This window comes from Mesorhizobium sp. KR2-14 (assembly GCF_040049255.1).
Lineage (GTDB): Bacteria > Pseudomonadota > Alphaproteobacteria > Rhizobiales > Rhizobiaceae > Pseudaminobacter.
Window position 1 is genome coordinate 135,983 of record NZ_JBDZDR010000006.1, and the last position, 18,754, is coordinate 154,736.

17 protein-coding genes are annotated in these 18,754 nt (G+C 64.0%); 11 read left to right on the forward strand and 6 right to left on the reverse strand.

The window, feature by feature from the left end; genetic code table 11:
* Positions 1–267 precede the first annotated feature (267 nt).
* Complete coding sequence (locus tag ABLE86_RS16485; protein ID WP_348780055.1) at positions 268–1,320, forward strand: LacI family DNA-binding transcriptional regulator; 1,053 nt, start codon at positions 268–270, stop codon at positions 1,318–1,320.
* Here the strand turns inward: ABLE86_RS16485 and ABLE86_RS16490 are convergent.
* The 6 genes from ABLE86_RS16490 to ABLE86_RS16515 form a co-directional block, all read right to left on the reverse strand.
* Positions 1,294–2,262, reverse strand: coding sequence for a CobW family GTP-binding protein (locus tag ABLE86_RS16490; protein ID WP_348780056.1), 969 nt, complete (start codon positions 2,260–2,262; stop codon positions 1,294–1,296). The genes ABLE86_RS16485 and ABLE86_RS16490 overlap by 27 nt on opposite strands.
* Entirely contained in the window at positions 2,255–2,548 is a 294-nt protein-coding gene (locus ABLE86_RS16495; protein WP_348780057.1) for a hypothetical protein, read from the reverse strand. Before ABLE86_RS16495 ends, ABLE86_RS16490 begins: the two co-directional genes overlap by 8 nt.
* A 3-nt stretch (positions 2,549–2,551) precedes the next feature.
* Positions 2,552–3,454, reverse strand: a complete 903-nt coding sequence (locus ABLE86_RS16500; protein WP_348780058.1) for a polysaccharide deacetylase — start codon at positions 3,452–3,454, stop codon at positions 2,552–2,554.
* Positions 3,455–3,620: 166 nt separating this feature from the next.
* Positions 3,621–4,592 (reverse strand): amino acid ABC transporter permease, encoded by a 972-nt coding sequence (locus tag ABLE86_RS16505; protein WP_348780059.1) that lies wholly within the window; start codon positions 4,590–4,592, stop codon positions 3,621–3,623.
* Positions 4,593–4,613: 21 nt separating this feature from the next.
* Positions 4,614–5,894, reverse strand: coding sequence for an FAD-binding oxidoreductase (locus ABLE86_RS16510; RefSeq protein ID WP_348780060.1), 1,281 nt, complete (start codon positions 5,892–5,894; stop codon positions 4,614–4,616).
* Positions 5,895–5,955: 61 nt separating this feature from the next.
* Complete coding sequence (locus ABLE86_RS16515; protein WP_348780061.1) at positions 5,956–6,783, reverse strand: transporter substrate-binding domain-containing protein; 828 nt, start codon at positions 6,781–6,783, stop codon at positions 5,956–5,958.
* A 287-nt stretch (positions 6,784–7,070) separates the two neighbouring features.
* Between ABLE86_RS16515 and ABLE86_RS16520 the strand changes: the two genes are divergently transcribed.
* From ABLE86_RS16520 to ABLE86_RS16565, 10 genes are all read left to right on the forward strand, one after another.
* Complete coding sequence (locus tag ABLE86_RS16520) at positions 7,071–9,089, forward strand: FUSC family protein (RefSeq protein ID WP_348780062.1); 2,019 nt, start codon at positions 7,071–7,073, stop codon at positions 9,087–9,089.
* The gene (locus ABLE86_RS16525) at positions 9,086–9,304 is read left to right on the forward strand and encodes a DUF1656 domain-containing protein (RefSeq protein ID WP_348780063.1); all 219 of its coding nucleotides are present in this window, start codon (positions 9,086–9,088) and stop codon (positions 9,302–9,304) included. The genes ABLE86_RS16520 and ABLE86_RS16525 overlap by 4 nt, the downstream gene beginning before the upstream one ends.
* An 11-nt stretch (positions 9,305–9,315) precedes the next feature.
* Positions 9,316–10,335 carry an HlyD family secretion protein gene (locus tag ABLE86_RS16530; RefSeq protein WP_348780064.1) on the forward strand — a complete coding sequence of 340 codons (1,020 nt, stop codon included), beginning with the start codon at positions 9,316–9,318 and terminating at the stop codon, positions 10,333–10,335.
* Between the two features lie 203 nt (positions 10,336–10,538).
* Entirely contained in the window at positions 10,539–11,336 is a 798-nt protein-coding gene (locus tag ABLE86_RS16535) for a M55 family metallopeptidase (protein WP_348780065.1), read from the forward strand.
* A gap of 151 nt (positions 11,337–11,487) precedes the next feature.
* Positions 11,488–13,119: an amidohydrolase gene (locus ABLE86_RS16540; RefSeq protein WP_348780066.1), complete on the forward strand. Its 1,632-nt coding sequence runs from the start codon at positions 11,488–11,490 to the stop codon at positions 13,117–13,119.
* A 121-nt stretch (positions 13,120–13,240) separates the two neighbouring features.
* Positions 13,241–14,839: an ABC transporter substrate-binding protein gene (locus ABLE86_RS16545; protein WP_348780067.1), complete on the forward strand. Its 1,599-nt coding sequence runs from the start codon at positions 13,241–13,243 to the stop codon at positions 14,837–14,839.
* A gap of 177 nt (positions 14,840–15,016) precedes the next feature.
* Positions 15,017–15,952, forward strand: a complete 936-nt coding sequence (locus ABLE86_RS16550; protein ID WP_348780068.1) for an ABC transporter permease — start codon at positions 15,017–15,019, stop codon at positions 15,950–15,952.
* 5 nt (positions 15,953–15,957) lie between these two features.
* Complete coding sequence (locus tag ABLE86_RS16555; protein ID WP_348780069.1) at positions 15,958–16,779, forward strand: ABC transporter permease; 822 nt, start codon at positions 15,958–15,960, stop codon at positions 16,777–16,779.
* Positions 16,776–17,753 (forward strand): ABC transporter ATP-binding protein, encoded by a 978-nt coding sequence (locus ABLE86_RS16560; RefSeq protein WP_348780070.1) that lies wholly within the window; start codon positions 16,776–16,778, stop codon positions 17,751–17,753. Before ABLE86_RS16555 ends, ABLE86_RS16560 begins: the two co-directional genes overlap by 4 nt.
* Positions 17,746–18,714: an ATP-binding cassette domain-containing protein gene (locus tag ABLE86_RS16565; RefSeq protein ID WP_348780071.1), complete on the forward strand. Its 969-nt coding sequence runs from the start codon at positions 17,746–17,748 to the stop codon at positions 18,712–18,714. Before ABLE86_RS16560 ends, ABLE86_RS16565 begins: the two co-directional genes overlap by 8 nt.
* Positions 18,715–18,754 lie beyond the last annotated feature (40 nt).

The window sequence follows — 18,754 nt, forward strand, 5'->3', positions numbered from 1 at the left end:
CGAAAACCCGTGTCGGGAGAGGCTTTTCCGGTTTCGTGCCCAAGCTTCGGCCACCTTTCGATCGGTGAAAAGAGCGCAGACCACCTGGCCAGGTCGACGCGTTACCGACCAGGCCATGATCGTGAACTCTTCCTGAACGCCTCCCGGTCGACCCTCAACAGCCAACCAACTACATCGATTGAGCTACGCCGCTCAATCGATGTAGCAAAAAATTGCCACCTTCCCCCAATGATGTCAAGCTAGCGTTCGAACCGGAGGCGGGTATTCGTGAATCGAGACAAGCAGACCAAGAAAACGACCATTTATGACCTGGCCGCGCTGGCCGGCACGTCGGCCAGCGCAGTCAGCGCAGTTCTGAACGGCAACTGGAAGAAGCGCAGGATCAGCAGCCAGCTCGCAGACAAGATCACGCGGCTGGCGGAAGAACAGGGCTATGCCATCAACATGCAGGCGAGCCTGCTTCGACGGGAGAAGTCGAAGATCATCGGCATGATCGTCCCCAAATACGACAACCGCTATTTCGGCTCGATCGTGGAGACCTTCGAAAGCATGGCGCGCGAGCGGGGGCTGTTTCCGATCATCACCTGCACGCGCCGCGACCCGGAACTCGAAATCGAGGCAGCGCGCACCATGCTTTCCTACCAGGTCGAATGGCTGGTCGCGACCGGCGCCACGGACCCCGACCGGATAACCGATATCTGCACCGCATCCGGCGCCAGAAGCCTCAACCTCGACCTGCCCGGATCGCGGGCGCCCTCGGTGATCTCGGACAATTTCGCCGGCGCCAGGGAACTGACCCGGCGCATTCTGGCCAATTGCGAGCGCAAGCTGGGCAAGGCCTCGCCGCTCCTGTTCATCGGCGGGCGCGGCAGCGACCACAACACCGCCGAGCGCGTGCGCGGCTTCCGCGCCGCCCATGCGGAAGCGGGCGTCGAAGTCGACGAAAGCCACATCCTGACCTGCGGCTATGCGCCGGAAAAAGCGGAAAATGCTCTGGATGCCCTGGCAAGTCGGGAGGGGCACCTGCCAGCGGGCATGTTCGTCAACTCGACCATATCGCTGGAAGGGGTAATGCGCTGGATCAGGCGATCGGGCCGCTATGACGGCCGGCCGCCGATCATCGGCTGCTTCGACTGGGACCCTTTCGCCGCGCTGCTGGGCGACGACATCGAGATGGTCCGCCAGGATGTGCCGGGCATGCTCAATGCCGTGTTCGACATCATCGACCGGGGTTCGAGCCAGACACCCCTCATCGAGGTTCCCCCCGTGTTCATGGGCAGCCTGACGGGACGATTACCCCAGCACAAACCTCTCCCATGAACGCGCGAGCAGCTTTTCGTCCATGCCGCGCCCGATCAACACGATGATATCGTCTTGTGGAGCGGGACCCCTGTCGGCGCCTTCCGGCTCGGGCAGTATTTCCGGCGCCTGGACGACACGGCGCACCGACTGCAGCAGCAGGCGACCATCGGGGCTCGTCACCACGCCCTTCACCCGTACGATGTCGTTGCCGCGTGCGGCCAGCAATGCCGAGAGCCACACCGAAAGGCTCGCCCAGCCGCCGCCCTCGGCAATGCTCAGGCGATAGGGTTTTATCGGCTCCGCGCGCGCGGCTATTTCAGGGAGTTCGTAGGGCTGGGCATCGAGGTCTGCGGGCAGCTCCAGCGGCACGCCAAGCTCAGCGCCTTCCACGGCGACTGCCGGGTTGATCAGACGAAGCGTGCGCGTCAGCCGCGCAACCTGCCCGGGCGGGATGCCACGCGACTTGGTGATGACGATCCTTTCGGCTGCCTCCACCTGCCGCCGGCTGAGTTCTTCTCCTGCAAGCTGCTGCGCCCCGTGCAGGGCGTCCACCAGCACGATCACGCCGTCGACAGCCAGACGGCGTGCCAGGATCGGGTCTTCGGACAAGGCCAAGGCAATCGCGCCCGGATCGGCAAGTCCGCTGGTTTCGAGCAGGATGCGATCGATTCTCCGGCTGTCGAGCGCATCCTGATTGCCGCAAATGTTCCGAAGCGCGGCTATCAGCGCCTCGCGGCCTTCGCAACAGGCACACCCTCCCGCCAGCACCTCGACCTGCTCGGCTTTTCCCAGCAGCAGATTGTCGACCGGGGTTTCCGCCGCCTCGTTGACGATCAGGTGCACCGTCCCGAAACGCTCCTCATGCAACTGATGTCGCAGCCAGGTGCTTTTGCCGGCACCCAGAAATCCGCCGATGATGGTCAGCGGCAGGCGGCCGTCGCGGCGTCGCTGTTCATTCATCGCCGAGCGCGCGGACTGACAGCGGATCGATGGGGGTTCCGGCCAGCCGCGCCGCCTCCATCCACAGTGCCTCGAGATCTGCCACCAGCACGCGTTCGCCGCCGGGCGCCATCAGTTGAAGCCCCGGCGTCGCGCCATCGTCATGGGCGGTCAGCCGATAGGGCGCCAGCAGCCTGTTGATGATGGCCAGACGCGTGAAGCGAAGTCGCAGCCGACTGCCGGGGTGCAATGCCCCGGCATCGGTCCAGTGGCCCGGCAGCGATGGAAAACCACAGGCGCTGCACACGGATCAGATCACCTCCGGACGCTTGTCGCTCTCGAACGGATAGCGCTTGCGGAAATCATCGGCGATTTCCTCGAAGGTCGCCCATTCGACGCCTTCATGACCGTTGATGTACTCGATGAGCCGTTCGAGCATCAGCAGCACCTGCGGACGGCCCGACACATCGGGATGGATGGTGAAGGCGAAGACACCATAATCCATCTCACGATACACCCAGTCGAACTGGTCGCGCCACAGTTCCTCGATATCCCTCGGATTGACGAAGCCGTGGCTGTTCGGGGACTTCTTGATGAACATCATCGGCGGCAGGTCATCGACGTACCAGTTCGCCGCGATATCGACGAGGTCGATCTCCTTGCCGTGCTTCAGCGGGTGCATCCAGTCCCTGGCCTTCTTGGTGTAATCGATGACGTTCCATTCGTCGCCGACGCGCGCATAGAAGGGCTGGAAGTCGCGATAGCCCTGGCTGTGATCGTAGCTGAAACCGTATTTCTTGAGGAGCGCCGCGGTCGAGGAGGACATCTCCCACCATGGCGCCACATAGCCGCGCGGCGCCCTGCCGGTCAGCTTCTCGATCAGCTCGATCGACTTCACCAGCACGTCCTCTTCCTGCTGGGGTGTCATGGCCACGGGGTTTTCGTGAAGATAGCCGTGCGCGCCGATCTCGTGGCCGGCATCCACAATCATCTGCATCTCCTTCGGAAAGGTCTCCAGCGAATGTCCCGGAATGAAGAAGGACGTGCGCAGGTCGTATTTCCTGAACAGGCGCAGCAAGCGCGGCACGCCGACTTCGGTCGCGAAGATGCCGCGCTGGATGTCGGAGGGGCTGTCGCCCCCGCCATAGGACCCGATCCAGCCTGCCACCGAGTCGATGTCGGTGCCGAATGCGCAATAGATCTTCTTGCTCATGGCCTTCTGCTCCTGTGTTGGGGCGTCCGGATCAGACGCCGCGCGAAGCCTACGAAGACATTGTAGTCGATAATCGGCTTCTGGTCCGCTACCCGCGAGGGCAGCAGCTACAGGGAACGGGTCTCGCCCGCCGCTGGCGCGAACTCCTGGGCGTCAGAGGTCAAGTTCAGCGGGCATTGAAGCGGCCGAAGCGTTCTTCGATGAGCGACTGGGCGTATTCCAGGCAGATCGAGAGAATCCAGTAGATCATGGAGGCCGTAATCAGCATCTCGATGTGGCGGAACTCGGTCTGGCCCTGGGTGCGCGCGAGATACATGATCTCCCATACGCCGACGACCGACACCAGCGAAGAGTCCTTCAGCATGGCGATGAACTGGTTGCCGGTGGGCGGGATGATGACACGCATCGCCTGCGGCAGGATCACCAGCGCCATCGTCTGGGACGGGCTGAGACCGAGCGCCGTCGCGCCCTCCGACTGGCCGCGCGGGATGCTCTGGATCCCGGCGCGGAAGATCTCGGTCATATAGGCGCCGTAGCACAGCGAAAGCGCCATGATGCCGGCCGGCACGGCGCCGATGACATAGCCCACCTGCGGCAGCCCGAGATAGATGATGTAGATCTGCATCAGCAGCGGCAGGCCGCGAAACAGCGACGTGTAGAAGGTGGCAAGTCCGTAGACGACGCCGTTGGTCGACAGCTTGGCGATGGCGCCGGCAAGCGCGATGATCGTGGCGATCACGATGGAGATGGCGGAAATGTAGAGCGTGGTGACCACGCCCTGCGAGATCAGGAAGCCGATCTTCTTGGCGATGAAGGCAAAAGACAGGTCGAACGAATAGAAGAACAGCATCAAGAGCGCGAAGAGCTCAACCCACACCGCCACCACCTGCTGGCGGCGCGAAAGCTGCCGCAGCGCCTTCCAGTTGGCGGCGACGATGAGCGCGATCAAAAGCGCCGAGACGAGCCTGCCGGCGGCCGGATTTTCGCCGAGCCAGGCTTCGGCAGAGGGCAGCACGTGGCCGATCCAGGCGGCACTGATGCCAAGCTGGTAGAGCACGAGCGTCACGACGGCGAGAACGAACAGGCCGGCGGCCCGCCGTGACGCTTCCGGGTAGGTGAGTATCAATCGGCCGAGCATGGCTTTCGATCTTTCCGCCTGTTAGGCAGCGCGCTCGCGCCACCAGTCCTGGGCCTGGAGTTTCCAATAGGTGAGCTGCGCGACTGCAAGGCCGGCAAGGCCACCGGCCCAGACCAGGCCGAAGGGCTCGAACAGCCTGTAGCGGTCAGTCTCTCCAAGAATGCCTTCCGCGACCACCTTGCCGCCGATTGCCGTGGTGTTGAGCCCGTGTCCGCCAAAGGCGGTGCAATACCAGACACCGGGGCTCATGCGCCCGATCTGGGGCATGAGATGGCGCGCATAGGACATGAGGCCGGACCAGGCGAGCTCGGTCTTGAGGCCGGCAAGCTGGGGATAGGTTCCCACCATCTCGGCACGCAGCTCGCGCACCAGCGCTTGCGTGGAGGCGGCGCGCGTGGTGATGCGTCCGCCCCAGAGCAGGCGCCTGCCGCCGTCGACGACGCGGTAATAGTCGCCGGCGCGGCGATTGTCGCCGATGGCATCGGTCGTCGCGATTGCGGAAGCGATCAGATCCGGCGCTTCCTCGCTGACCATCACATAGGTTGCGATGGGCAGGAAGGAGCGCTTCAGCCTGCCATGCAGCGAGCCGGTGTAGCCGCCGGTGGTGAAGACGACATTGCGTGCCCGCACCTCGCCGCCGGGCGTCGTGACGCGCTTCTGCGCGCCCTGCAGGTCGATGGCTTTCGCGGGCGAGGCTTCGAAGATACGGCCGCCAAGCCGCTCGATCTCGCGGGCGACGCCGCGCAGGTAATTGAGGGGATGCATGTGGAACGACCGGCCGTCGCGCACCGCCTGGAAGTAGCGGTCCGATTTCAGGACCGACCGAACCTGGTCGCGGTCCAGAAATTCCAGCTCATTGCCATAGGCCCGGCGGGTCTGCTCGACATAGGCCTTGAGGCTGGCGCCATCGTCGTGGCGCAGCACGCTCATCAGCCCGGTTTGCGGCTTCGCCTCGTCGATCGACAGCGCGCGGATGGTTTCGCGCACGAAATCCACGCCCTCGAGCGACATCAGGTGGAGACGCCTTGCGGCATCCTCTCCGGCGATCCGCGCAATCTGCTCGGTGCCAGTGGCGTAGCCCGGGCCGACGAACCCGCCATTGCGGCCGGAAGCGCCGAAGCCGACGCTCTCGGCCTCAAGAACCGTCACCGCCTGCCCCGCCCTTGCAAGCTGCAGCGCCGTCGTGAGGCCTGCCAGGCCGCCGCCGACGATCACGGTGTCGCACTCTTCCAGGCCGGCGAGCGCCGCGCGCTGCCTGGGATCGGACATGGTCCGCTTGTAGTATGTGTCTGGATAGGTCATCGCGCGCCTGGTCTCTTGAAAGGGAACGGCACGGGCACAGAATCGGCCCGTGCCTGTCGACTCAGTCTGCGCTGTAGTCCTTTCCGTACCACTTCATGGTGAGCTCGGCGAGCGTGCCGTCCTTCTTCATCTCCTCGATGAGGCCGCCGACCTTGGCCGTCCAGTCCGGATCGACCTTCTCCGCGATGACCACGAGCGGCTCGCGGAAGGCGTATTCGCCTTCGATCACGCGGATCGGGTAGCCGTTCTTCATTGCGTTGAGCGCCGTCTGCTCGGGCGCGATCACCGCATCGAGGCGCACACCGTCGCCGAGGCGCAGATCGTCGAAGGGCAGCATGGAATCGGCAAACGTGCGGACCTCGCCCGGCTCGAGCTTGTACTCGATCGGCGGCTGGCCCGGCGCGTCGATCTCGAGCCGGCGGTTGATGAAGTCTTCCGACGTCGTTGCCGTCTCGACGCCGATGACCTTTCCATTGAGGTCCTCGACCGACTGCGCCTTGCTGTCCTTGTGCACGGCATAGACGTAGGGGCTGTAATAGTAGATGCCGACGAAATCGATCACCTGGGCACGGGATTTGGTCGGCGTCACGGAACCGACGCCGAGATCGTAGCGCCCCTGCCAGCGGCCGCCGGTCAGCGTCGCCCATTCGGGCGTCTCGAAGCTCACCTCAACCCCGAGGCGCTTGCCGATCTCCCGCGAGACGTCGATGTCGAAGCCGACCATCTCGTTATTGTCGTCGAGATAGCTCTGCGGCGGCCAGCCGCTGTTGGTGGCGACGACCATCGCCTTCTTTTCCATGACGCGGTCGAGCGTCTGCCCGGCATGGGCGGAAGCCGCGAAGGCGACGAATGCGGCCCCGACGGCCAGTCGTGCGATGAGCTTTTTCAAGTAGTCCTCCTCTTCCCCTGAGCCAGCCAGCGATCCCCAATTAGGCTAAGGAGTCAAGAGCATGGCCAAGGTGGAGCAATGAAAACAATCGGATTAGTCCATGCAAATTCGTCATGATCTTTGTCCTTCGGAACGTCGCGCCCAGTTGCAGGCGTCCGACGCTCAGGCGCTGCACACCGCCCTTCGCAGCGCCTCGGCTCGCGGTGCCGAAGCACCAATTTGTTGCTGGACAGTGGGGAGCGCCGGGACGACTATGATCCTCGTTGTACCGTGGCCTGGACTGTTCGATGCTCACCGTGGCCTCAGCCGCACGCGCACAGGCTCCCTTCGCAGGACTGGTTGCAAGGAGCGGCCCCGCGTTGCTGCAGGCCGCCCGGCTGACGGTCGCGGTCTCGCTGGCGCTTTACCTGGCGTTCTATCTCGAACTGGAGACGCCTTACTGGGCCGGCACCTCTGCCTGCATCGTCTGCCAGCCAGTTCTGGGCTCGACGCTGCGCAAGGGCCTGTTCCGCATGGTCGGCACGGCCGTCGGCGCCGTCGCCGCCGTGGCATTGACGGCGGTTTTCCCGCAGGAAAGGAGCGCGTTCCTGTTTGCGATGCTGCTGTGGGTGGCGGCCTGCTCCTTCCTGTCCACGATGTTGCGCAACTATGCCGCTTATGCCGCCATGCTGGCCGGCTATACGCTCATAATTATCGCCGGCACGTCTATCGCCGCGCCCGACCGGGTGTTCGAGATCGCGCTGAGCCGCGCCTCCGAGATCAGCATCGGGATTGTCTCCGGAACCCTGGTCGTGGCTCTGACGACTCCCGGCGATGCACCGCGGCGCCTAGCCGCCATGCTCTCGCAGCTGATCGCGGAAACGGCCGGCCATCTTGCCGATGTGCTTGGCTCGGCCGGCACCCGGAATAGCCGCGGCGTGGAGACCAGGCGTGCTCTGATCCGACGCGCGGCGGCCCTCGACCCCATCATCGAACAGGCGGTCGGGGAAGCGCCGGAGCTGCTGCAGAGAAGATCCGTTCTGCGGTCGGCGCTTAACGGCCTGTTCGAGGCGCTTTCAGGCGTGCGGATCGTGGAGACGCACCTGCGCAGCGCGCCCGAGGCCGTAGCTCGCCGAAGCGCGCGCATCGTGCTCGATCAATTGCCCCCAAGCTGGCGAGCGGGCCCGCAAGAGGGAACGAGTACTGCGCGCGGGGGCCTCGGCGCCGACGGCAGCGTTCCGGTGGTGCGCAACCTGCTTCGGCTCGGGGCCGACGACCTTTCGCTCTACCTCACCGCCCGCGGCACCGCCGACGCGGCCACAGGCCTCGCGGCCGCCAACAACGGCCTTGCGCTGCTGAACGATCCGGCCCGCGCTCGGGACCGGCTGCCCTCCGGCTTCGTCGTGCCCGATTATCTTCCCGCCCTGGTCAATGCGTTTCGCGTTTTTCTGGGCGTCGGCGCCGCGGTTCTGTTCTGGATCTTTTCCGAGTGGCCCAACGGGCCGCAGGCCATAACCTTCGCGGCGATCACGATCATGGTGTTTTCGCCGATGCAGGAGCGGTCCCGGAGGGCAGCCATGGGCCAGGGCATCGGCACGCTGATGGCTGCCGTTATCGCCGCGATCATCAAGTTTTCGGTGCTGCCGGGCCTGGAAACCTTTCCTGGCCTCGTCCTCGCCATGTCGCTGGGCCTCGCGCCTCTCGGCGCCCTGTCGACCGTGCCGACCCTCTCGCCCTATTTCATGCCGGCCACGCTGAACTTCATTCCGCTGCTGGCGCCGACGAACCAGACCTCTTACGACACGATCGCCTATCTCAACAACGCGATGGGCCTGCTGGGCGGCTGCGGCTTCGGCGTGCTGGCGCTGGCGCTCGTTCCGCCCGTTTCCACGCGTCTGAGAGCGCAACGGCTGTGCGACCTCACCATCCGCGACCTGAGGCGCCTTGCGATGGGCCGCCGCAAATGGACGCTCAGCCAGTGGCAGAACCGCGTCTATACGCGCTTGACGGCGATGCCGGGCGACGCCGAGCCGGTCCTGCGCTCCTACCTCGTCTCGATGCTGTCGGCGGGGTTGCAGCTCATCCGGCTGCAGCGGCTTTCGCGGCATGGCCGCATCGGTGTCGAGCTGTCGGACGTGCAGATATGCGTTGCCGCCGACGACCTGGCGAAGCTGCGAGCCGTCATCGAAAGGACGGATGCAGAGCTGGCGGCCATTCCGGACACGCAGCCGGGGGCAGCGGGGCGGATGCGGGTGCGGGCGGCGCTGCTTGCGATCGTCGAGGCCGTCGATCGCCAGCGCGAATATCATTGGGACCGACTGTCGTGAGCTTCGTGGAAATCGACGTGTTCGGCGTTCTGATATCGCCGCTGGTGCCGCTGATGGCGCTCGCCGCCGCCGTTACGATCGCATTGCGCATCATCATGACCGAGGCCGGATTGATGCGCCGCATCTGGCACCCGGCCCTTTTCGAATTCTCCATCTTCCTCATCTTGCTGACGGCGGCCGTGCTGATCCTGGGCAATCTGAAGGTTTATGCTTGAGGCGCAATGGCATGTTGCACGGCTCCCCATCACCTTCCGAACGACCAGCGCAATCGCTGCGCCTGGAACCGTCGCCGCCTGTTGCCGACGAACGCAAGTCGTTGCGCCGCCGGCTGCGGCTGCTGCCCATACTGGCAACCCTGGCCGTTGCGGCAGTCGCGGCCGTAGCCGTGTGGCTTCTATGGCAGAACTATATGGAGAGCCCGTGGACGCGGGACGGAACGGTCAGAGCCTATGTGGTCACGCTGGCGCCGGAGGTGTCGGGCAACATCACCGAGCTTGCCGTGAAGGACAACCAGCGGGTCTGGAAGGGCGACCTGCTGATGAAGATCGATCCGCGCGACTATCAGCTGGCCGTTGAAATGGGCAATGCGGCCGTTGATCAGGCGCAGGCAGATTTCGAAAACAAGAAGGCACAGGCCGCCCGCCGGCTCAAACTGAGCGATCTGGCAGCGACGGCCGAGGAGAAGCAAACCTTTGTCGCCAGCGCCAACATGGCCTCGGCAAACATCGAAAAGGCGAAGGCCGACCTGGACCGCGCCAAGCTCAATCTGGCGCGCACGGAAATTCGCTCGCCGGTGAACGGATGGGTCACCAACCTGCTGGTCCGGCAGGGGGACTACGCCACCACGGGCCAGACAGCTCTTTCGATCGTCGACGCGGATTCGTTCTGGGTCGACGGCTATTTCGAGGAAACGGCAATTCCGCTCATCCGGAACGGCGATCCGGCAAATATCTGGCTGCTCGGATACAAGGAGATGCTGCGCGGCCATGTCGACAGCGTGGCGCACGGCATCGTCGTGTCGAACGCGACGCCCGGCAAGAGCGGACTTGCCACGGTCAATCCGATCTTCACCTGGGTTCGCCTGGCCCAGAGGGTGCCGGTGCGCGTGCATATCGACGACATTCCGCCGGACGTGCGCCTTGTCATAGGCATGACCGCGACCATCGAAGTGGAGCCACAGGAGACAGCGCCCCCGGAACCTGAAGCCGGCACAGGGTCAGCCGATATGCCCCGCCAGGAGGATTAGTGCGGCCCGCCAACGGATTTAGCTTCGGACTCCGATCGGTCGTGCCCCCGGAGTCAGTGCCAATCGATTACCCATTTCACGCGAAGCGAATCCGTGCTGAATTCCACCAACACGTCACCATTGTGAAGGTCACGCCGCAGAGGGTCGACAGGCTGCTGTGATCAAGGGGCGGGCATCTATTTGAGATTAGGGAAAGCAATATCATGAAGGTTTTCATCAGTGCCGATATTGAGGGCACGGCAGGCATCACCAACTGGGACGAAGCGAAGAAGGGGCATCCCGAATATGCCGAGTTCCGGGAATACATGACCGACGAGCTGGTCGCGGCCTGCGAGGGGGCCAGGGCGGCGGGCGCTTCCGAGGTGGTGGTCAAGGATGCCCATTCGACCGCGCGCAACCTCATTCTTTCAAGGCTACCTGACTATGTGCGCATTGTCCGCGGCTGGAGCGGGCATCCGGATTCCATGATGTTCGGCATCGATGAGAGTTTCGATGCGGCTCTCTATACCGGCTATCACAACAAGGCAGGTACCGACACCAATCCGCTCGCGCACACGATGACCGGAACTGTCTCCAGGCTCCTGATCAATGGCGAGGTCGCGTCCGAATACACGCTGAACGCGCTTTGCGCGGCGCGCTATGGCGTGCCTTCGGTGTTCCTCGCCGGCGATGCAGGCATGTGCGAGGAAGCGAAGGCGCTGGTGCCGGCCATAGCTACAGTCGCCACGAGCCAAGGTTTCGGCCCCGCCACGTCCTCCCTCTCGCCGCAGGCTGCGGTGAAGGCCATTCGCGAAGGCGTCGAGGCCGCCCTGTCGCGAGACCTGTCGAAGTGCCTGCCAAAACTGGCGGAAAGCTTCGAACTCGTCGTCGAGTACACCAATCCCGTCGAAGCCTATCGGGGAAGCTGGTATCCGGGAATGGAGCATCCGGCGCCGCGCACGCTTCGCTTCGGAGCAACCAACTTCTTCGACATCCAGCGCGCGATCAGGTTCGTCGTTTGATGGCAGGGGCGGCTGCGCCGCACCAGGACCGTGCGGCGCGGTCCCGAAAAATTTTGCCCTAGTTTGGGCGATTCAACGGCTTGATTGTATTTGGTTATGATGGAAGGTTGCTCTTCGTACAACACGGCATGACTTCGGGGGGAACTGCTGAATGTCAGCAGCGCAGTTTTTGCAGGCCGATACAATTCTGCACAATGGCTCGATCTGGTGCGGCTATGAGGAGGGCGTGGTCGGGGCCCTGGCGATCTGGCAAGGCAAGGTGCTTGCCGCCGGACCGGCGGATGAAATCCTCAAGCTCAAGGGCAGTGGCACCCGCCTCATCGATCTCGACGGCCGGTTCGCCATGCCGGGCCTCAACGACGCGCATCTGCATCTGATCTCGGTGGGCCTGACGCTCGGCTGGCTCGACGCCACGCCGCAGAAGGCGCCGACGCTGGACAGCCTTCTGCAGCAGATCAGGGAGCGGGCCGCCACTGTTCCGCCCGGCACCTGGATCCGCGCGCGCGGATACGACCAGACCAAGCTCGACGTCGGCCGCCATCCGCACAAATCGGAACTGGACGCGGCCGCACCCGACCATCCGGTCATGCTGGTGCGCGCCTGCGGCCATGTCTCGATCTTCAATTCACGGGCTTTCGAGCTTGCCGGCGTGGATGAGAGCACGCCGGTGCCCGAAGGCGGGCTGCTGGAACAGAAGAACGGCGTGCTGACCGGCATGGTTGCCGAAAACGCGCAAGGGCTGATCCGCAAGGCGATCCCGCAGGCCACCACCGAGGAGATGATCGACGCCATCGAGGCGGCCGGCAACATGCTGCTTTCCTACGGCATAACCAGCGTCATGGATGCGGCAGTCGGCCATGTCGGCGGCTTCGACGAGATCAGGGCCTACAATCTCGCCAAGCTGAACGGCCGGCTGCCGGTGCGTACCTGGCTGGTGCTGCTGGGCGACCCGGGCACCTCGATCGTGCCTCAGTGCTACGAAGCGGGGCTGGTGTCGGGGGTCGGCGACGACATGCTCAAGGTCGGTGCCGTGAAAATCTTCCTCGACGGTTCAGCCGGCGGCCGCACCGCCTGGATGAGCAGGCCCTATCTCGGCGACGACGACAACACCGGCGTGCAGATCCTCACCGACGAGCATCTGGAAGAACTGGTCATGGATGCGCATGCCAAGGGCTACCAGCTTGCCTGCCACGCCATCGGCGACGCGGCGATCGGCCAGCTCATCACGGCCTATGAGAAGGCGCTGGCAGCTAGGCCCGATCCGGATCGCCGCCATCGCATCGAGCATTGCGGCTTTTCCACCGACGAGCAGCACCGGCGCATGCTGACGGCGGGCATATATCCCTGCCCGCAACAGGTGTTCATCTACGATTTCGGCGATGCCTATGTCTCGGTGCTGGGCGAAGAGCGGGCACTGTCGAGCTACCCGCTCAAGACCTGGAAGGATCTCGGCTTCAAGCCGGCCACGGGCAGCGACTCGCCCGTCTGCCACCCCAACCCGTTCCCCAACATCTACAGCATGGTGACGCGCGAAACCTGGAAGGGCACGGTGATGGATGCGCGCGAGCGCGTCTCCATCGAGGAAGCGTTGCAGGTCTATACCGAATACGGCGCCTTCTCGCAGAAGCTGGAGCATGTGAAGGGCAGGCTCGTGTCCGGGCAGGTGGCGGATATCGCCGTGTTCTCACGCAACATGCTGACCGCCAAGCCGGAGGAAATATTGAACGATACGCAGTGCGTGATGACGCTGCGCGGCGGCGAGGTGGTTTTCGAAAGACAATAGCGACAGGGCCGAATGGCCGCAGGAATGCCGGCGCATCGAAGGGAGAAAGATGCGCCGCATGGGAAGGGAGAATCGCGCGCCGGCAGAAGCCGCCCGCGTGAAGAAAAACAAAGGAGGGAACATGCTCAAGAAACTGGCAATCATTTCGACGCTCTCGGCATCCTTGCTCGCCGGAGCCGCATCCTTTGCGACGGCCGAAGAACCGCGTTCGGGCGGGGTCATCAACTTCGTCGCGCCCTATGGCTCCAGCTTCTCGTCGCTGGACATCCATGCGTCGGCGCAGGTTCAGGACGAATTCTGGACCAAGGCCATCCATCGCTCGCTCTACGACTGGGACGCCAATGACAGCAAGCCTGTGCTGGGGCTGGCGACCGACGCCTCGGTTTCCGACGACAGGCTTACCTACACCTACAAGCTGCGCCAGGATGCCTTTTTCCACGACGGCAAGCAGCTGACCGCCGACGACATCATCTACACCTACACCCGGATCATGGACCCTGCGAAGGCCTATCCGGCCGCGCAATACGTCAGCAACATCGCTGGCGCGACCGAATACAACGAAGGCAAGGCCAAGGAGATTTCCGGCCTCAAGAAGATCGACGATTTCACGCTGGCGATCACGCTGACCGACCCGATCGACCCGGGCTACGCGCTCATGACCAACTACACCGCCATCTATCCGGCCGGCGCGGCGGAGAAGGAAGGTTACTTCACCAATCCGGTCGGCCTCGGGCCCTACAAGTTCTCCGAATATGTGCCGGGTTCGCGCCTTACCGTCGTGAAGAACGACAAGTATTACGACGCGGGCAAGCCCTATGCCGACAAGATCAACATCATGATCATGGGCGACGCCTCGGCGCGCGACGTGGCCTTCCGCAACAAGGAGGTCGACGTTTCGGTTCTCGGGCCGGCGCAGTATGTCGCCTACAAGGCCGACCCGGAACTGGCCAAGAACATCATCGAGGTGGCGGAAGTCTATACGCGCCATGTCGGCTTCAATCCCGACTTCAAGCCGTTCCAGGACAAGCGGGTGCGCCAGGCGATCAACTACGCCATCGATTCCGACCTGATCATCAAGCGGCTGGCCAAGGACAAGGCCTACCGGGCTTCGGGCTGGTTGCCTGTGTCCTCGCCGGCCTACGACAAGGATGCCAAGCCCTATCCGTATAATCCCGAAAAGGCCAAGGCGCTGCTGGCCGAGGCCGGCTATCCGGACGGCTTCGAGTTCGAGCTGACCGCCACCCAGAACGAAAGCTGGGGCCTGACCATCGTGGAAGCCATCATTCCGATGCTCGACAAGGTTGGCATCAAGGTGAAGGCCAAGCCGGTGGAAAGCTCGGTTCTGTCGGAAGCCGTGCCGGGCGGCGATTTCCAGGCCTATATGTGGTCGTCTGAAAGTGGGCCGGATTCGCTTACGGCGCTGCGCTGCTTCTATTCCAAGATGCCGCAGGCTTCCTGCAACTACACGAAGTTCAACAACCCGGACTACGACAAGCTGATCGAGGCCGCGCGTCAGGCTGCGACGGAAGACGAGAAGAACGAACTTCTGCGCAAGGCCAACAACCTTCTGCAGGAAGAGGCGCCGGTGTGGTTCTTCAACTACAACAAGGCAGTCATGGCCTATCAGCCCTGGCTGCATGGCGTGCAGCCCAATGCGATGGAAATGGCGATCCAGTCCTATGAAAAGCTCTGGGTCGATGACACCGCGCCGGCCCGGTAAGCGCGGCTGAACTGGCGGGGCCGGCAAGATCCATTGCCGGCTTTCGCCGCCTCGCACCCGCCGCGCGCGGCGGGTCAGGGCGCCATACTTCGGTGCCCATGAAACCCCCGATGCGACGGCCCGGATTCCCGCCAGGGTTCGCGCCCGCCGCATCGCAGGTGGAGGAGAACAATACCGGTGCTACGTTTCGCCTTGCGCCGCCTGCTGCAGATGATCCCGACGATTATCGCGGTGTCGCTGCTGATATTCGTGATTTTCAGCATTGTGCCCGGAAGCATCGCTTCCAGCATGTTCGCAGACGGGCGCGGCAGAAACGACCCCAAGCTGGTCGAACGGATCAATCAGGAATTCGGCCTCGACCAGCCTGTCCATGTGCGGTTCGGCAACTATGCGTGGAGCCTCGCCAAGTTCGATCTCGGCACCTCCTTCCGCACGCGCCAGCCGGTATCGGCGATGATCGGCGAGCGGCTGTGGCCGACGCTCAAGCTTGCCTTCGCCGCCATGTGCGTGGCGATCTTCATCGGCCTGCCGCTCGGCTTCATCGCCGCACTCCGGCCCGGCTCCGTCCTCGACAGCGTCACCATGGTGGGGGCGATCTCGGGCCTGTCCCTGCCGCAGTTCTGGCTTGGCCTTCTGCTCATGTACCTGTTTGCGCTGACGCTCGGCTGGCTGCCCAGCTTCGGCTATGGCGATGGAGGTTTGCGCAATCTCATCCTGCCCGCCCTTACGCTCGGCGTGGCGCCGCTGGCGCTGCTGGCGCGCACCACGCGGGCGGCCGTGCTGGAGGTGATGAACGCCGACTTCATCCGCACCGCGCGCTCCAAGGGCATGAACAGCTTCCGGCTGGTGAAATGGCATGTGGTGCGCAATGCGCTGGTGCTGGTCATCACCACGCTCGGCCTGCAGTTCGGCTCGATGATGGGCCAGGCCGTGGTGGTGGAGAAACTGTTCTCGTGGCCCGGCCTCGGCTCGCTGCTGATCGACAGCGTGAGCCTGCGCGACATACCGGTGGTGCAGGGCAGCATCCTCGTGCTGGTGCTCTGCTTCCTTCTCGTCAACACGCTGGTCGACGTCCTCTATGCGGTCATCGATCCGCGCATCAGCCACGGGTGAGCGCGATGGGCCTGAGACTCAATCTCGTCATCGGCGGCGTGCTGTGCGCCCTCATCATCACCGCGGCGGTGCTGGCCCCGTGGCTGGCGAGCTACAACCCGGTCATGGACGCGGACCTGATGAATGCGGAACTGCCGCCCGATGCGCAGTTCTGGTTCGGCACCGATGCGCAAGGGCGCGACGTCTTCACCCGCATTCTCTACGGCGCGCAGGTGTCGCTCACCGTCGGCATCGGCTCGCAGCTCATCAACACCATGATCGGACTGATATTCGGCATTTCGGCCGGCTATTTCGGCGGCTGGTGGGACGATCTCGTCAATGGCCTGACCAATCTGATGCTGTCGATCCCCTCGCTGATCTTCGCGCTGGCGATCATGGCGATCCTCGGCCCCGGTCTGGTCAGCCTGCTGATCGCGCTCGGCCTTACCAACTGGTCATGGACCTGTCGCATTGCAAGGAGCTCGACGCTGTCGCTGAAAAGCCAGGGCTATGTGCAGGCGGCCAAGACGCTTGGCTATGGCGATGCCCGCATCATGGCCACCCAGATACTGCCCAACCTGATCGGACCTGTGCTGGTCATCGCCACGCTGGGCATGGGCGACGCCATCCTCGCCGAGGCGGCGCTTTCCTATCTCGGCCTCGGCATCCGCCCGCCGCAACCGAGCTGGGGCAACATGCTGACCGATGCGCGCGAGCTGATCGTGATCGCGCCATGGGCGGCCGTCTTCCCCGGCGTCGCAATCTTCCTCACCGTGCTTGGGCTCAATCTTCTAGGCGACGGCCTGCGCGACTGGCTGGACCCGCAGATGAGGACGAGGCGGGCATGAGCGGGGCATTGCTGGAAGTACAGGACCTCCGGATCGACATCGGGTCGGGCGACAGCCGGCACAATGCGGTGGAAGATGTCTCCTTCTCGATCGACCGGGGCGAGACCTTCGGGCTGGTGGGCGAATCCGGCTGCGGCAAGAGCATCACCGCGCTTGCCGTTATCGGCCTGCTGCGGCGGCCGCTGGCCGTCACCGGCGGCTCGATCCGGTTCAAGGGTCAGGATCTGCGCAGCCTTTCGGCGCGCGAGATGCGCAAGCTCAGGGGCAACCGCATCGCCATGATCTTCCAGGAGCCGATGACCGCGCTGAACCCGCTCTCTCCGGTTGGCCGGCAGATAGCGGAAATGTTCGTGCTGCATCAGGGCGCGACCTGGCATGAGGCCGAGAAAAAGGCCGTCGAGGCGCTGGCGAGCGTGCAGGTGCCCGCGCCCGACCAGCGGGTGAAGAACTATCCGCACCAGATGTCGGGCGGCATGCGCCAGCGCGTGATGATCGCCATTGCGCTCGCCTGCGATCCCGATCTGCTGATCGCCGACGAGCCGACCACCGCACTCGACGTGACGGTGCAGGCCGAAATCTTGAAACTGATGCAGGAGCTTTGCGATGCGCGCGGCACCGCCGTGCTGATGATCAGCCACGATCTCGGCGTCATTGCGAAGATGTGCAGGCGCGTGGGCGTCATGTATGCCGGCCACATGGCCGAGGAGCGGGCGGTGGCGGATCTGTTCCGCACGCCGGCGCATCCCTATACGAGGGGCCTGCTCGGCTCCTTGCCGCGGCTCGGCTCGCGCGGCGCCCATGGCCGCAAGCGCCTGCAGGAGATCGAGGGCGTCGTGCCCTCCATCGCTGATTTCCCAAAGGGCTGCCGCTTCGAACCGCGCTGCGAGCGGGCCACCGCGATCTGCGCCAGCACCCAGCCGGCCCAGGTCGATCTCGGGAACAACGGTTTCGTCAGGTGCTTCCATCATGAATAGCGCGCCAGAACCGCTGCTGCGGGTCGAGGACCTCAGCGTCCATTTCCCGGTACAGGGCGGCGTCTTCAGCCGCTCTGGCAGGCTTGTTCGAGCGGTCAACAATGTCAGCCTGACGCTGAACAAGGGCGAGTGCCTGTCTGTGGTGGGGGAATCCGGCTGCGGCAAGTCCACGCTGGCGCTGTCCATCGTCGGCCTGCAGGCGCCGACGTCGGGAAGCATCCATTTCGAGAGCAGCCCGATCACCGGCAAGGTGCAGCCCTCCCGCATCGAGCGTGCGCGCATGGCGCAGATCGTTTTCCAGGATCCCTATGCCTCGCTCAATCCGCGCCAGACGGTTTTCACCTCGCTTGCCGCGCCGCTCCGGCTGCACGGCATGGGTGGAAGCGAGGTCGAGGGCCGCGTGGAGGAGATGATGCGGCTGGTCGGCCTGAAGCCGGATCAGGCCAAGCGCTTTCCGCACGAGTTTTCCGGCGGCCAGCGCCAGCGTATCGGAATTGCTCGGGCGCTCATACTCAATCCCAAGGTGGTCGTTCTCGACGAGCCGGTCTCGGCGCTCGACGTGTCGATCCGCGCGCAGATCATCAACCTGCTCTTGGAGCTGAAGGAGCGGCTGGAGCTTTCCTACATCATGATCAGCCACGATCTCAGCGTGGTCGAGCATATGAGCGACCGCGTGGCGGTGATGTATTTCGGCCAGATCGTCGAGACTGGGCGCTGGGAGAGCATCTTCGCCAACCCGATGCATCCCTATACGCGACGTTTGCTCGGGGCCATTCCCGACCCCTTCGCCGAGCTTTCCGGCAAGAACCTGGTCGACGAGGCGCAGGCGCCCCGGCCGCCTTCGGGCTACGACTATTATCCGAAGGAATTCGACAGGCAAGACGTCTACAGCGCGCCGCAGCCCTCGCGACTCATGACGATGGCCGGCGACCATTGCGTGCGGCTGGCGCCCGTGGCCTGAAGGGTTTTACCTGACTGATTTGCACGCCCGTGCCAAACTA